Annotated in this window: 15 protein-coding genes; 8 read left to right on the top strand and 7 right to left on the bottom strand. The window is 36.4% G+C overall.

Going from position 1 to position 14,893, the window contains the following annotated elements; all coding sequences use genetic code 11:
- Positions 1-359: 359 nt before the first annotated feature.
- From H6G25_RS10960 to H6G25_RS10935, 6 genes are all read left to right on the top strand, one after another.
- Positions 360-980, top strand: a complete 621-nt coding sequence (locus H6G25_RS10960) for a hypothetical protein (RefSeq protein WP_155963742.1) — start codon at positions 360-362, stop codon at positions 978-980.
- 46 nt (positions 981-1,026) lie between these two features.
- Positions 1,027-1,503 (top strand): hypothetical protein, encoded by a 477-nt coding sequence (locus H6G25_RS10955; RefSeq protein ID WP_190392503.1) that lies wholly within the window; start codon positions 1,027-1,029, stop codon positions 1,501-1,503.
- 28 nt (positions 1,504-1,531) lie between these two features.
- The gene (locus tag H6G25_RS10950) at positions 1,532-1,744 is read left to right on the top strand and encodes a hypothetical protein (protein ID WP_190392502.1); all 213 of its coding nucleotides are present in this window, start codon (positions 1,532-1,534) and stop codon (positions 1,742-1,744) included.
- Positions 1,745-2,063: 319 nt separating this feature from the next.
- Positions 2,064-3,092 (top strand): helix-hairpin-helix domain-containing protein, encoded by a 1,029-nt coding sequence (locus H6G25_RS10945; RefSeq protein WP_190392501.1) that lies wholly within the window; start codon positions 2,064-2,066, stop codon positions 3,090-3,092.
- Positions 3,093-3,282: 190 nt separating this feature from the next.
- The gene (locus H6G25_RS10940; protein ID WP_190392500.1) at positions 3,283-3,717 is read left to right on the top strand and encodes a ferritin-like domain-containing protein; all 435 of its coding nucleotides are present in this window, start codon (positions 3,283-3,285) and stop codon (positions 3,715-3,717) included.
- 122 nt (positions 3,718-3,839) lie between these two features.
- Complete coding sequence (locus H6G25_RS10935; RefSeq protein WP_190392499.1) at positions 3,840-4,799, top strand: FTR1 family protein; 960 nt, start codon at positions 3,840-3,842, stop codon at positions 4,797-4,799.
- A 165-nt stretch (positions 4,800-4,964) separates the two neighbouring features.
- Here the strand turns inward: H6G25_RS10935 and H6G25_RS10930 are convergent, their stop codons facing one another.
- Positions 4,965-5,123, bottom strand: a complete 159-nt coding sequence (locus H6G25_RS10930; protein WP_190392498.1) for a hypothetical protein — start codon at positions 5,121-5,123, stop codon at positions 4,965-4,967.
- Positions 5,124-5,623: 500 nt separating this feature from the next.
- On the opposite strand from H6G25_RS10930, the gene clpP reads away from it, so the two are divergent.
- Positions 5,624-6,229: an ATP-dependent Clp endopeptidase proteolytic subunit ClpP gene (gene clpP, locus H6G25_RS10925; RefSeq protein ID WP_190392497.1), complete on the top strand. Its 606-nt coding sequence runs from the start codon at positions 5,624-5,626 to the stop codon at positions 6,227-6,229.
- Positions 6,230-6,285: 56 nt separating this feature from the next.
- On the opposite strand, the gene H6G25_RS10920 is transcribed toward clpP, so the two are convergent.
- On the bottom strand, positions 6,286-6,744 hold the full coding sequence (locus H6G25_RS10920; protein ID WP_190392496.1) for an MgtC/SapB family protein: 459 nt from the start codon (positions 6,742-6,744) through the stop codon (positions 6,286-6,288).
- A 274-nt stretch (positions 6,745-7,018) separates the two neighbouring features.
- Here H6G25_RS10920 and H6G25_RS10915 point away from each other — a divergent pair, with 274 nt between their 5' ends.
- Positions 7,019-9,334 carry a putative PEP-binding protein gene (locus H6G25_RS10915; RefSeq protein ID WP_190392495.1) on the top strand — a complete coding sequence of 772 codons (2,316 nt, stop codon included), beginning with the start codon at positions 7,019-7,021 and terminating at the stop codon, positions 9,332-9,334.
- 61 nt (positions 9,335-9,395) lie between these two features.
- Here the strand turns inward: H6G25_RS10915 and H6G25_RS10910 are convergent, their stop codons facing one another.
- From H6G25_RS10910 to H6G25_RS10890, 5 genes are all read right to left on the bottom strand, one after another.
- Positions 9,396-10,859 carry a DUF1254 domain-containing protein gene (locus tag H6G25_RS10910; protein WP_190392494.1) on the bottom strand — a complete coding sequence of 488 codons (1,464 nt, stop codon included), beginning with the start codon at positions 10,857-10,859 and terminating at the stop codon, positions 9,396-9,398.
- Positions 10,860-11,258: 399 nt separating this feature from the next.
- Positions 11,259-12,425, bottom strand: coding sequence for a hypothetical protein (locus tag H6G25_RS10905; RefSeq protein ID WP_190392493.1), 1,167 nt, complete (start codon positions 12,423-12,425; stop codon positions 11,259-11,261).
- A gap of 171 nt (positions 12,426-12,596) precedes the next feature.
- Positions 12,597-13,133: a shikimate kinase gene (locus H6G25_RS10900; RefSeq protein ID WP_190392492.1), complete on the bottom strand. Its 537-nt coding sequence runs from the start codon at positions 13,131-13,133 to the stop codon at positions 12,597-12,599.
- Positions 13,134-13,414: 281 nt separating this feature from the next.
- The gene (locus tag H6G25_RS10895; protein WP_190392491.1) at positions 13,415-14,023 is read right to left on the bottom strand and encodes a LapA family protein; all 609 of its coding nucleotides are present in this window, start codon (positions 14,021-14,023) and stop codon (positions 13,415-13,417) included.
- Between the two features lie 241 nt (positions 14,024-14,264).
- Positions 14,265-14,885: a flavin prenyltransferase UbiX gene (locus tag H6G25_RS10890; RefSeq protein WP_190392490.1), complete on the bottom strand. Its 621-nt coding sequence runs from the start codon at positions 14,883-14,885 to the stop codon at positions 14,265-14,267.
- Positions 14,886-14,893: the final 8 nt, after the last annotated feature.

Below are 14,893 nucleotides of genomic sequence, written 5' to 3'. Positions count from 1 at the left end.
TCTAAAAACCCGTTTCCAGATCAAATATAGTTTTATTATAGTTCTATAAATTTTCATATTCTGACAAATTTATTAACTTCATACATAAGTAATAATTATCATAAATCAAGGAAAATATAAAAAAAAATCACAAAAGATATTTCTTTTTTTGCTAAAAGAATGTATGATTTAATAATCACAAAAATATCATCCCATTATCAAATTAATAGCACATCTGAAAAAGTTAATTTTGCTAAGACAATTCCCAACTAAATATTAACTTAGGAGTTATTTGGGGTAAATTTAGCAGTTATAGGTGAAATAGAGATTTTGGTAATTGAATGAGGATTTTTGATCACATCATTACAGGAGCATTGATAGTGTTAGACTCAGGCATTAATTCAACTTCAGAAACCTTTCCTAAACAGCTAGATATCGCCAAAGTTGCTGTGTATGGATTGAGTATTTTATCAGCAGGAATGTTTCTATTTTTGCCATTTTTTAATCTTTTACATCCCAGTCCTTGGCAGCGTTCCATAGGCACAATTCACGGCGTAGGAGCATTGCTGGCAACAGTTGTTGCTGTGTATACAGGACATTTAGCCTTTCCCTTGCTACGAGGTGCAAGTAAGATATTACCGCAGATGCGTACCCTAACATTTTGGTCTAGTGTAATTGCATTTTTGGGTATCGCTACAGGCAATTTAGCATATATGCGTTATCGGGCTGGAATAGAATTTGGTGGTGCAAGAGCTTGGCTAAAAGAAAACTCCCCTTTAGTCCAATATGTACTTATGGAATACCACGAATTTAGCGTTTTATTTACCTTGCCATTAGGGGTAGCTTGTAGCTGGATTTTATGGCAATATGGTGACTCAATTTTAGAAAAACAAAACCGTCCCGTTCTCACAGCTACTTGTGTGGCTTTAATAGCCATGATGTTTTTTGCCATGGGGGGTTTAGTAACTGGAATTGGTGTCGCTAAAATTCACGCTTTGTAATTAGCTTTGTAATTAGCTTTGTAATTAAATTCTTGAGGATTATTTGATGAATAAACAATCTCAACTTTCTGAAATCGCACCAGAACCACAACCTATATATGGTAGATTTTGGCAGTCATGTAAACAATTTCCCAGATTTTTAGCAGCAGGTTCAAATCATCCACCAACGGTTTCTGGACCAGCAGCGGCAGCTTTAATTAGTGCAGCAATTGGATGTTTTACAATGATGATGGCACATCATTTTTCTGATACTAATAAAAACATAGAGACAATGCTTTGGTCATTGGGAAGTTGGATACCAGGCAGCCATAACCCCAGTAAAATGTGGGGTAATATTGGCAGTTATTCTGGGAAAGAAACAATCTTACTTATTAGTTGGTTAGTGAGTTGGGCTATTCTTTCCCTACTTTGGAAAAACAAAAAGATTAAATCGAGAACGATATTTTTCTGGCTGTTTGCCTTAATGGTTGCTGCTACAGCAATGAGTTGGCATCCTCTTTTTCCCTATTTACCATTAACCTAAATCAAGCAAAAAATCAAGGGACTGAATTATGCAAACACAAACAACAGAGAATACTAGCAAAGAAAAGATATTAGGGAGAGATTTACACAAATATATCTGGCTTTTAGTTGGGGTTTTTTCTCTCTTGACTGTTACTTATCTTACATCTATGATGCGCGTTAGCCAGAAGGAAAAGTTTAAAGGCTTTCATGTTAAGTCTTTACCCGCTGAAAGCAAATCTTACTCCGATTCTGCAAAGTAAAGACCCCATGCAGCTTTGACACAAGCATTTGCAATGGAGTCTAATTAGGTTTTCTTGTTTTTAATTTCTCATTTCCAGGCGGCCACCTGGGAATGAGTATCCAATTAGATTATAAGCTTTAATAACTTGAAGTCGGAGCATTAAGAAAAAATAAAAATAAAATATTCAAATTATACTCAATCTCTGAAAAAAATAGTTGATAAAAACTTTTATTTATGGTAAATTACCATAGACAGCTATTGCAAATACTTATCAGTTTTTGACTGGATATGAGAAAAATAGCCAAAACTTTGACTTAAACCCCTATTGTGGAGCAAAAATGATTAAATTCCGTTATTTATTCTTGTCTATTGCTGCTTGTACCTTAATTTCCTTGAGTTCTTGTACCGACAAGACGGTAAAATCAGATATTAAATCAACACCAACTGTAGCCCAAGTGACAGAAACTAGCACCCATAGCGGTCATAGTGGTAAAGCTAAAATTAATATCAATAATGCGATTTTATCGCAGTTAGATAAATTAGAGGCTACATTAGGAATCCCGGCTTTATCAAATAAAATTCAGGCTAACCGTCCCTACGCTAGTTCCGAAGATTTAGTCAGTAAAAAAGTAATTACTCAACCACAGTTTGACCAAATCAAAGATATGGTGACAGTGGAAGAAGTGGTGTTAACAGGTGAAGCCAAAGATATTGACTATATGACAAAATTGGGATTAATGAAAGGACATCTTTTAGTAGCCCAAGAACTGTTAGATCAAAATCAACCCAAACAAGCTCAACCCCATATTGGACATCCAGTAGAAGAGATTTATATTGATATTGAAGAACAATTAGATGAACGTAAAGTTAAAGAATTTAAAAGCAACTTAGTCAGTTTAACAGATTTAGTGAAATCTAATCATAAGGATGCTAAAATAAAAACTAATTTTACCACTGCTGTGCAAGCTGTTGATAATGCGATCGCTATTTTACCAACCGAACAACGCAGCCAACCGGAATTTATTCTACCAGTAATCAACGGTTTATTAGATGCCGCTAACTCAGAATATGGTGCTGCGGTAGCAAAAGGTAAAATTACCGCCCCCATTGAATATCAAGATTCTCGTGGCTTTGTAGTCTATTCACAAGAACTATATAAAAGTATTTCTAGCCAAATGATCCAAGAAAATCCCGAAGCACACAAAGCCATAGATACAGCTTTTGGAGAATTAGTCAAAGTTTGGCCTGCTGCTATTCCCCCAGCGCAAGCAGTCAAAACTCCAGAAGATGTTACCAAACTAGTAAAAACCATCGAGGAAAATACCCGAAAAGTGCGAGAAAAAACTCACAGTCAAACCATGAGTTAGTTTTTCACACTATTATAAGTCCAGAATAAACAGTTTAAAATCATAAATAAGAGAGAAAATAATTGATAGCTAAGAGTGAGAATATTTTTATTTTTCTTTTATTTTTCCCAACCAGAAAAAAATATAACTTCTCACTCATAATTAGTATCTAAAAACTCTGCTCATGTAATTTTGCTCAACTTAACAACTAATGCAAGAACTTAACCACCAAAAAACCATTGATATCCTCAATTCCATTATGGAATTTGAACTAGCAGGGGTAGTTCGCTACACCCATTATTCCTTAATGGTGACAGGACCTAATCGTATTCCTATTGTGGCATTTTTCAAAGCTCAAGCCGCAGAATCTTTACTTCACGCTCAACAAGTAGGAGAAATTCTTACAGGTTTAGAAGGACATCCTACATTAAGAATCGCTCCCATGGAAGAAACTTTCAAACATAATGTTAAAGACATCTTACAAGAAAGTTTATCCCATGAAAAGAAAGCTTTGGATATGTACAAAAGTCTTCTAGAAACAGTCACTAATGCTAGTATTTATCTAGAAGAATTTACCCGTGGTATGATCGGACAAGAAGAAATGCACAATCTCGAACTCAAAAAAATGTTACGGGATTTTAGCTAATACCGCAGGAGTCAGGAGTCAGAAGTCAGGAGCAGCAAAATCTACAAATGACAAATGACAACTGACAAATAACAAATAACAACTGACAAATAACAAATAACAAATAACAACTAACTAATAAAATGGATTTTAGTACCGCCTTACCTACTTTTGTAATTACCCTCCGAGAAGGTGTAGAAGCCGCTCTAGTTGTGGGTATTGTCCTCGCATTATTGAAAAAAGCCAAACAATCTCAACTCAATTTTTGGGTGTATGCTGGTGTGGTTGTGGGTATTATTCTTAGTGGTTTAATCGGTATTTTATTTACTGGGATCATTAAATTTTTAGCAGCTATTAATCCTGAATATACCTCTGTAGTTGAGCCAACATTAGAAGGTGTATTTAGCATATTAGCAATAATTATGCTCAGTTGGATGCTGATTTGGATGACAAAACAAGCCCGATTTATGAAAGCCCAAGTTGAGGGAGCAGTAAACGACGCATTAGGTAAAAATTCAAATGCAGCTTGGGGAGTTTTTAGTTTAATTTTAGTCGCCATTGTCCGCGAAGGATTTGAAACTGTTTTATTTGTTGCAGCTAATTTTCAACAAGGTTTATTACCAACTTTAGGCGCACTTGCAGGTTTAGCCGCCGCCGCAGCCATTGGTGTCTTATTATTTAAATGGGGTGTGAAAATTAATATCCGCCAATTCTTCCAAATTATGGGCGTTTTATTAATATTAATTGTTTCGGGTTTAGTGGTTTCTGGATTGCGTCATTTTGATGAAGCTATAGCTAATTTAGCTTTGAGTAGTCGTTCTTCAGAAAATCTTTGTTTCTATTACGAACACTTTACTAAAGTTCACTCCTGTATCTTAGGTCCAATAGTCTGGAATACGGAAAAAATCCTCTCGGATGAACATTTTCCCGGTATCATTCTTAAATCTTTATTTGGTTATCGAGACAAAATTTATATTGTTCAATTTGTGGGATATTTACTATTTCTCGTCAGTATTGGTGGTCTATATTTCCGCAGTATTACAAGTGGAAATAATCAGAATGTCAAAAGTAAAATCATCACTAGCACTCCAGAGCGGAATTAAAACTAAAATATGGCTAAAAATATAGCTAAATTGGAGGCTAATGCAAATGACACAAGAATTAATAGACCTCAGAAGTAGCATTTTACAAGGTAAAATTATTAACCATTAACCATTAACCATTACCCATTACCTGTTACCTGTTACCTGTTACCTGTTACTTAGGTTCTAGTCCGAACCCTGAAAAGTTGAACTAATTATAGGTACTGGCTTTTGAGAAATATGTGACATGGCTTTGGTTCGCGGAAGGTGGTTAGTATTACCCAATACTGCTGTCAGTTGCAACAAAAATGTAATAAAGGCTGCTTGCATAAGTTTTTCTAGCATAGTACCTCTGTTTATTTATATGGATATATCAATGGTATTTCCATGGGGAATTGTTATTCTCAATACACTTTGTATTTTAGATTTATCGGATTAGGTAAATCTTATTTGAGAACATTTGAGAAAAACCTTGAAAAATGTGATCTAGCCCTCTTTTTATATTTAACTAACAACTTAGACGTTTGTTTTCCTGAAAAAGTGTCCTGAAAATATAATAAAAATATAAATTTATGTTTAAGTTTATTAAATTTAAGTTTAAGCCATTAACTAATTGTTTTACTCTAGTTGCTCAATGAGTAAAAACCGTAAAAATACTCAATTATCAAAAAAGTAAAAATACTGATATTCTCTTATATATACTTAAAAATCCGGGGTCGAGATTCTGAAAATTCAGGTGTTAATTTTTACCAAAAAAATACTTTTAGAGCATCCTCTTAACAACTTCAACACAATCACCCCTTGTCACGGATAGAATAAATGGAAAATAGCTAAAAACACGCTAAATGATTCCTATCGTTATTGAACAATCGGGTAGAGGCGAACGCGCCTTTGATATCTATTCACGGCTGTTGCGTGAGCGGATTATTTTTTTGGGAGAACAGGTTGATAGCAATCTGGCTAACTTGATTGTTGCCCAACTCCTGTTTTTAGATTCCGAGGACGCGGAGAAGGACATATATATGTACATTAATTCTCCTGGTGGTTCGGTGACAGCGGGAATGGGCATTTTTGACACTATGAAGCATATCCGCCCCGATGTCTGTACAATTTGTACTGGATTAGCAGCAAGTATGGGCGCTTTTCTCCTCAGTGCTGGTACAAAGGGTAAGCGCATGAGTTTACCCCATTCACGGATTATGATTCACCAACCTCTGGGTGGCGCTCAAGGACAAGCTACGGACATCGCTATTCAAGCTAGAGAAATTTTGTATCACAAGCAAAAACTGAATCAGTATCTCGCTGAACATACTGGTCAACCTTATGAGCGGATTTCTGAAGATACTGAACGTGATTTCTTTATGTCTCCCCATGAAGCTAGGGAATATGGCTTAATTGACCAAGTAATTGACCGTCACGCTGCCGGTAGTCGTCCTATTGCTCTGGTTTAGTTATTAGTTATTAGTTAGTGGTCATTGTCAACTGACCACTGACCACTGACCACTGACTAATAAAATTTTTCCAGTCTTTTAAAAATGTGTAGAATAATTACAGTTAAAATAGCGCCTATTAATCCTAATTGCCATAAACCACACCCAGCAGCAATTCCCAAAGCAGCGGATACCCAAATTGCAGCAGCAGAAGTTAATCCGTGAACTTCTGGAGATTTTGATGTTTGGGAAGATTGACGCAAAATCTCTCCAGCGCCTAAAAATCCTACTCCAGCAGCGATACCTTGAACTACACGACTAATAGCATCAGCACTAAGTTGTGTTCCACCTGTTTGTATAGCGATTAAAGTAAACACAGATGAACCCAAACTAACTAGCATATGGGTTCTTAAACCAGCCGGCTTGTTTTTAATTTGCCTTTCCAGACCAATTATAGCCCCAATAAACAAGGCGAAACACAGACGCAGCCCGGTATTCAACCAATCACTGCTGGTAATATAATAAGGATTTATCAAGTTCTGTAGGTGTTAAATAGTTCAACGGTGAAATATGCGGAGCGAAAGACAAAATATAGTTCATTTCCCATAGTAATTGGTAGTATAGTAACAAAAAGTATTTAATCAATAATATTTAACAAATTTAAGGTAAAACAGAATTACCATAAGTAATCGGACAAAATTAATTACACAAAAATCTGGGTTGAAATCCCTCACTAGCAAAAAATTGGTAAATAACCAGTATGTAATTAATTATGTCGTGGTACTTATAAACTGACACCTAATGAATTGAGTGGATAAACTCTATTGGCTTGACAAAATCACACTGCAAGACCGCGCTAAAGTCGGCGTTCAGGCGTTTTACTTAAGCAAAATTCAACAACGTGGTTATCCTGTTCTCCCTGGTTTTGTGGTAGCAGCGGATGTTTTAAAGCAATTCCTAGAAAATCTCAACAGTTCAGAGTCTTTAATTGCTGATTTACCCCATTCTTCTCTGCACTTAGACGTAAACAATTGGCGACAACTTCAGCAGGTAGCTGGCCGTTTGCGTCAGGAAATTATCTCGGCCAGTGTCCCACCTCATTGGCTAAGGACAATTTTTGCAGATGCTAAACAATGGCCAGGAAGGAGTTTAATTTTGCGTCCCAGTCTGGCAATATCAACTAATCAAGAGATGAAAAATGTGTCCGGATTATTAGATTCGGTATTTTGTCCTTGTGAAGAAGCGGAAATTGGCGCAGCTTTAAAGTTACTTTACAGTCAATTATTCCGTGCTAGAAGTTTACTATATTGGCGGAGTATGGGTATTACTTTACCACAAATTAATTTAGGAGTATTAGTACAACCAGTTGATTCTTGCATTGCCTCTGGTGTTCTGAATATTAACCCCTTGGCTTATGATATTGAAGCTACTTGGGGTGATTGTTTAGCAATTAGTAATGGTGAAGTATTACCAGATGTTTACTACATAGAACCCCAAACCGGGGTGGTACTAGAAAGACAATTGGGTAATAAAATTTTGGCTTATGGTCTTGATCATGGCACACATTTAGCCGGTGAAGAATTACAAATATCAAATCATAATTGTTTACCGGCTTATCTTTTGCCAGAATCTCAACAACAAGAATATGCTTTACCTGAAGAATACTTACAGGAATTAATTTTTTTAGGAAATCGCCTAGTTGGTGAACTGGGTACAACTTTAACTATAAAATGGAAACTTGTCCCTTCATATTTAGCTTCTAAAATCTATATTACAGAGGTTACTGTTCCCCAACCGATAAAACCGAATATCCAATTTATTCAAGGTATTGGGGCAGCTAGGGGCAGAATTATTGCTAATGCTTATATTCTCAATTCAGCACAAAAATCCCTACAAGTTCCCCAGGGCGTAATTCTGATTACATCAGTTATTACTCCTGATTATTTACCATTATTACGAGGTGTTGCTGGTATTGTTACTGAACAAGGTGGGTTAACTAGTCATGGTGCAATTTTAGCCAGAGAATTAAATATTCCTGCGGTGATTAGTGCCACGGGCGCGACGAATATTTTACAATCAGGTGAAAAATTATTACTAGACGGTGACAAAGGAGAAATATATCGTCTTACAGAAGAAGAGGAAAATTTGCCGATTGCGGAGGTGGAAAAAACAATGGATGATGAGAAAATATCAGATCATCAATTTACAAATTTACCAATAATTGCCACTAAGTTAATGGTAAATTTAAGTCAACCTCAATTAATTAAACAAGTACAAAGTTTACCTGTAGATGGTGTGGGATTATTACGTTCGGAATTAATGATATTAAATATTCTCAAGGGAAAACACCCTCAAGAATGGTTACTAGAAGGCAGACAAAAGGAATTATTAGAGTTATTATCTGAGCAAATTATGGAGTTTGCTCGCGCTTTTTTACCTAGACCTATTTTTTATCGTTCTTTAGATCTACCAGCCTATAATTTAACATCATTGAGTGCAGATTCCCCCTTATCACAGTCATCAATTCTCAGTGAGAGGGGTGTTTTTAATTATATGCAGTATCCGGCGATTTTTGAATTGGAATTACAAGCTTTAGCGATAGTTCAAGCATCTGGTTATAGAAATATTAATTTGCTATTACCTTTTGTCCGCACTGTGGAAGAATTTGTATTTTGTCGTCATAAAGTTGCCGAATCTGGGTTAATGAAAAACCATCAGTTTCAATTATGGATCATGGCAGAAGTTCCTAGTATACTGTTTCTATTACCCGAATATATTAAAGCTGGTGTGATGGGTATTTCCATTGGCACAAATGATTTAACTCAATTATTATTAGGAGTAGATCGAGAACAGGGAAAATTTGCAACAATATTTGATGAAAGTCATCCAGTAGTGATGAAAGCAATATCTCAATTAATTCAAATGGCTAAAGATGGGGGTATTCCCTGTTCTATCTGTGGTCAAGCTCCCGTACTTTATCCAGAAATAATTGATAAGTTAATAGCATGGGGAATTACTTCTATTTCTGTAGAACTGGAAGCTGTAGAAAAGACTTATAAAGCGATCGCTCGTGCTGAACAACGATTAATTTTAGCAGCAGCGAGGAAACAATTTATTGATTTATAAAGCATCAAGTACATTCCCAGTCAGAGACTAGGAACGAGGAAAATACGACTATCTCAATGTTTTATTTAGGATAACCAGTTATTACTGGGGGTTTCCAAATGCCACTGACTACCTCATCTTGTGGCAGGTAGAGACGCATGACAACAAACATCGATCCGTTCGGTGCTGGTAGCCAATTTGATTCTTTTTCCTCTCCGGGTGATTCGTTCTGTAGGTATAGAGTGATAGTTTCCTGATCCTCATTTGTTGTGAGTTTCATTGATGAATTAATTAAGTAACGATTCAGCGGCTCGTTTGCAACCAAAAATTTCGTGTCGGCATGGTACATGGTAACAGACCAGAATGCTTTTACAGGCATTTCTACTGGAAGCACTAACTCGTAATTGTGGTTACTAGCATCAAGTGGATGCCCTTGACTGTCCTTTAGGTAGGCAGGGTATAATGCCTCCGCGTCTGAGTTTCCATAAATACCCATGAACGCGCCCATTGCTCGCTTGAGATAACCATAACCTTCCTCTTCACCATCCACATTGGCCATGACGGCTTCTCGCGTTCCGAATATTCCCAGAGATGTGTTCATATTGTGTGCTGTTTCGACAATCTTTTTCATTCCGGCTTCTGAACCCTCGTTGAGCGCGTTCACCCATTCTGCACTAACACCTTCTGGCGGAAATGTTGGAAAATCCTCTCCAACTCCAATTGTCTTAAATTGCTCGCGTAATTCTACTTCGGTCGGATGCGTGGGGCAAAATTGAAGCAAGAAATTCACATATTGAAAGAAATTCGGGTCTAATTTCTCACCATTCTCAGGACCGCTATGAGGGATAAAAGGATACAAGATATTCGGTGCAGACTCCGGTGTAGTTCGTTGGATAAACTCACTCAAGGTTTCAACCTTATATTTCTTCTGAATTTCGTTCACCAGCTTTATATCACCTGTGACAGGGTCAGGATTGAAAAGCTGTGTACGGAATAGCGAGAAAACCAAATTTGTTTCCGATTTAATAATTTCATCTATTATTCCTTCGGGATTTGTCTCCGATTTCAAAATGCTAGTGATTTTTTCGGATTCTTCTTCGCTCCAGTCTGGACCTGCTATTATGTACTTACCGCCGCGATTTATTGGGTCACGCTGAGTATCTATATCAATCCGAGTACCGAGATAGCCAAAGTTGAAGGTATAGAGATCAACAAGTTGCAGGGAGTAGTAACGATCCTCTCCATTATCTCCAGCAAAAGAAGTAATGTCAGGCATTGTTACCACTAAAGGCTCGGTACGTAGATCCATAATTAAATATGAATAAGGGGTATCCGAGTTAGGAGTGATAATTACCTTATCATCCGGAGTAGCTACATTCTCTAATGAATGTATTTGGTTCATTGGTCCTTTGTAAGCACCAGGTTGGTCATTGCTGTCAATTGTCAACTTATAGATACTTCGGTAGTTTTCCACAATGGGGTAAGCCCAAATGGCAGCCTTTTTGGCAATGTCTTTTACTTGATCTAGATTTGTTTCCAGGGTCATAATTTTGGGTGTAAATCATTACGCTCTGATTTGTATCACATACTTCGTCTGATTGAAGACACGAAAATTCCCACTTTTTTAATAGTTAAAATCTGGCATAATCAGGAGAATTAGAGCTTTTTTTAGAAAAAAATCGCTGTTATCAATTGCATTGCTTTATTTTAAGCTAGTTTAAATTACCATCATGTTATTAGCTTGCTAAAAAATTCTCAAAACTATATTAAATGTTTTTATGTAGTTAATCACTATTTTGAAGATATTGATAAATTTTTGTAGATTTAACTTGTATAATTTTCACTGGTAATATATCTTGACAAATACTTATTAAATGCAAAATATAGAATTTGAAAAGGTGCGTTGTCTACTAAAGAAAACACACCACTAGAGATTAATATTAAATTAATATCGGCAAATAGCCGCTACTTTGACTCCGCTAGGCATTGCTTCCGGTTCAAGAGTATAAACTCTACCACCATTTAATATGGTGTGAATCGCGGCAAAATCTAACATATCTTCATCATCTGGCGCTGGTTCTGGGTGTAACTCAACTGTGGCATTTGGTAAATCAAATTTACCCCATATATGTTGTTTTAGAGGCACAAACAAGGTATCAACTCTTTGATAATATGCAGCCGGAATAATTGTTTTTATGTCATTGGTAATCTTGGTACTTTCTTCCCCTGCTAATTGCAGATAAACAGCCATTATATCTTCATATTCCTGTTGAAATAAAGGAGAAACAATTTCCCAAGCTGCACGATTTAATTCTTCGGTTTTCATCAATTCCACATTCCCGGTAATACCTGTTTCTAAAAAATGTGGATAAGTATTAGCCTTTTGGTAAATTGGTAATAAATAATCTACTCCTGCTAATATTAAAGGGGCTTTTTCATCTCGTAAAGTTTCATGTAATGCAGTATCAACAGCATAACAAAAATTTAAAATCTCTCGCTCATGTTTTTCCCGATCTGAACTACCCTGTCCATGGACAGAACCCGGTTGTTGAGCGGCATAACTTACACTTCTAGGTGTACCAATTCTGTGCTGTACACCTTTTTGAAATTCATCTTCTAGAAGTGTTTCTTCTAGATTTTGCGGCATATTTTCTACTGCTATTTCATCCAGCTTATAGCGCGTTCCTGCGTAAAATTTAACATGATTTTGACTCAAGGCCAAAATATAGAACTTTCCATCATTATTAATCAGTTCTAGTAAAGGTTTGATATGAAAATTCTTACCAACAATTGCCAATTGGGGAAAGGAAATTGGTAAACAATAGTAACGAAATAGATTGGGGGAACTAAAAATTACCAATCCCTGATTTTGATTTTCCCAAAAACCAATATTATCTAATTCCATCGCTGGTTTGAGCAAATTTACCGACTCCGTAGGACGTAAACCCATTTCATCTAAGCGTTTTTCCGCTTCCCGAATTAAATTTTTAAACCGAATGGGATTTTGTCGTGTTTCTCCTCCCAATCTTTCCATTGGTAGATACAGAGAAACGCAGGGATACTGAGGATTTTGGACTAAATTTTTGAGTTCATCAAGAGAAAATATAGTCATAGATTTTATCCACAGAGGATGACTAGAGAATATAAATTCTATTCAACTCTTGATATGGCAATTTTACATCTTTCTTTTGATAAGAAATTACCCGCTTTCTCTGCCTTTTTATCGCCAGAATCAGATACGGGTGTACAAATACATACAAATTGTGATTATTTCCAGCAGGAATTATTGCTTTTTCAAAATACTGGGAATTGTTGTTAGGATACGGGTGGCAATTTCTGCTGGTGTTTCGTCAGCAGTAATGGTAATATGTAAATCAGCTTGGGAATACTTATGTTGACGTTGTTCTAAAAGCAAGCTTAATTTACCATGAGGATCGGCATTTTGTAACAATGGTCTTGTATTATCTTCTGCCAAGCGCTCTAATATTATTTGTATTGGTACATCTAACCAAACTACCAAACCATGATGAAGATAACCCCAGTTTTGCTGCTGCATGACAATACCGCCACCAGTAGCTACAATTAACTTAGTATAGGCACAGACTTGAGCTAAAACATCACTTTCCAATTGACGAAAATCATCTTCACCATTTTCGGTAAATATTTCATTGATAGATTTACCCGCTGCTTTAACTATGATTTCATCTGTATCAACAAATCTATAACCGATTTCCTGTGCGAGTAACTTTCCTACCGTTGTTTTCCCAACTCCCATCATCCCAATTAAGTAGAGGTTAACACCTTTTAATAAATTAGTCACCAGTCTTTTTCTCCTGTTAAATTATTAATTATTATGGCTTTTTTTGATTAATTTTGGTAATTATAGCCGTAATCTACATCATAAATATAAGGATTAAATCAACCGCAAATACGCTTCATGGCATGAAGAAGGAAGAAAGGAAATCTCTTTTTAAGAGTCTTACAGTGATTTTTAGGTAAATAAACTACATTTTAAAGTCTCACGCAAAGGCGCAAAGGCGCAAAGGAAGAAAGGAATATAAAAACAAAAGTGTGGTATAAGTACATTAAAATTGCTGTAAATTAGCGTTTAGGCGGTTTATTTTCGTCCTTATCCTCAAAATCATCATCTTCAAAAAAATCCCAATCGTCATCATCTGCTTGATTTTTGCTCGGTTCTTTATAGGGAGGAATAATTACCCGATAATCAGCATCATAAATCGCCTCGGTTTTACCGACAGCAGTATTTTTAGGTTCTTGGGAACTGTAGGAATAAACGGAACTAGTTCGGGAATTACTTGTTGATTCTAAATTTTCACCATCATCCCAATCATCTTGATCTTGATTTGTATTCCAATCATCTTGATCATTAAATTGACTTGCGGGAGGTTGGGGGGGACTGCTGGGGGGTGGAGTATTTTGTTTAACACGCTGGGCAGTGGTCGGTGGCGATTTGGGTATAGATTGTTGTTCTTGTAAGTTCAAATCAGCAGCAAATTTTAATAACCTAGTAATTACTAAAGATGTAAAAACACCAGCGATTATACTCAATAAAACCCACAATCCTAATGGTAATGATTGACTTTGCATTCCCAAAAATACTAGGGGCAGCGATCGCCCAAAATTTTGAACTAATATGATTATTAGCCATAAGATTGTTGTCACCAAGATAATTAAGCGAATTACATCCATAAAAAATTTTAAAATTCAAGTAGGAGTTAAAAATACCTTAGGGGAAAATCGCAGAACATCAACCACTTCCACCTTAAAAATCATAGATTTGCGGAATTAGAGTCACAGCAAATAAATCATAAAGTTGATCAAATTCATCCATCTTGATCTGGGTTGATATGCCGTAGTTTACTAAAAACAGAATTAAAAATTAAAAATAGAATAACTCAATTTTTAATTTTTAATTTTTAATTTTTACTGACTACAAATGACCTTGCCATCGTTGTATAGGAATACAATCAATATCCAACTGATCTAAGGCACGAGCAACCACAAAATCGACCAAATCCTCAATAGTTTGAGGATTGTGATACCAAGCGGGAATAGCGGGAACAATTCTCACGCCTGTTTCTGCTAGGGTGGTTAAGTTACGCAGGTGAATTAAGCTAAAAGGAGTTTCTCTGGGGACAATTACCAGTTTACGTCCTTCCTTAATTTGTACGTCTGCGGCTCGTTCTAGTAAGTCGGAACTTAGTCCGACCGCAAGTTTGGCAACTGTACTCATACTACAAGGAATAATGATCATGCCCAAAGTGCGAAAAGAACCACTGGCGATACTGGCACCAACGTCACTCCAAGGATGACAACGGAGTTTACCTTTTTGGGGAACTTCCGCTTGTTCTCGCCAGAATTGCTCTTGTTTATCTGGTTCTCCTGGCATTCGGATTTCCTGTTCAGCTTGCCAAACTGTGTAAGTTGATTTAGAAGCCACTAATTCAATTTGATATTCTGCTGCTAAGAGGAATTTGAGGGATCGAACGGCGTAAATTAGACCAGATGCCCCTGTTACGCCCAGGATTAAAGGTTTGGTGTTATTGGTCATTAGTCAGT

The organism is Dolichospermum sp. FACHB-1091, assembly GCF_014697585.1.
In the GTDB taxonomy this organism is placed as follows: domain Bacteria; phylum Cyanobacteriota; class Cyanobacteriia; order Cyanobacteriales; family Nostocaceae; genus Dolichospermum.
The sequence above is the reverse complement of the archived record's forward strand: the minus strand, read 5'-3'. Positions and strand labels throughout refer to the sequence as shown.

What these genes read in the sequence shown, in the direction of transcription:
- H6G25_RS10905 (WP_190392493.1), bottom strand. Translation starts at nt 12,425, where the DNA reads ATGACTATATTTTCTCTTGATGAACTCAAAAATTTAGTCCAAAATCCT.
- H6G25_RS10930 (WP_190392498.1), bottom strand. Translation starts at nt 5,123, where the DNA reads ATGCTAGAAAAACTTATGCAAGCAGCCTTTATTACATTTTTGTTGCAA.
- H6G25_RS10935 (WP_190392499.1), top strand. Translation starts at nt 3,840, where the DNA reads ATGGATTTTAGTACCGCCTTACCTACTTTTGTAATTACCCTCCGAGAA.
- H6G25_RS10955 (WP_190392503.1), top strand. Translation starts at nt 1,027, where the DNA reads ATGAATAAACAATCTCAACTTTCTGAAATCGCACCAGAACCACAACCT.
- H6G25_RS10895 (WP_190392491.1), bottom strand. Translation starts at nt 14,023, where the DNA reads ATGGATGTAATTCGCTTAATTATCTTGGTGACAACAATCTTATGGCTA.
- H6G25_RS10910 (WP_190392494.1), bottom strand. Translation starts at nt 10,859, where the DNA reads ATGACCCTGGAAACAAATCTAGATCAAGTAAAAGACATTGCCAAAAAG.
- H6G25_RS10945 (WP_190392501.1), top strand. Translation starts at nt 2,064, where the DNA reads ATGATTAAATTCCGTTATTTATTCTTGTCTATTGCTGCTTGTACCTTA.
- H6G25_RS10950 (WP_190392502.1), top strand. Translation starts at nt 1,532, where the DNA reads ATGCAAACACAAACAACAGAGAATACTAGCAAAGAAAAGATATTAGGG.
- H6G25_RS10940 (WP_190392500.1), top strand. Translation starts at nt 3,283, where the DNA reads ATGCAAGAACTTAACCACCAAAAAACCATTGATATCCTCAATTCCATT.
- clpP (WP_190392497.1), top strand. Translation starts at nt 5,624, where the DNA reads ATGATTCCTATCGTTATTGAACAATCGGGTAGAGGCGAACGCGCCTTT.
- H6G25_RS10890 (WP_190392490.1), bottom strand. Translation starts at nt 14,885, where the DNA reads ATGACCAATAACACCAAACCTTTAATCCTGGGCGTAACAGGGGCATCT.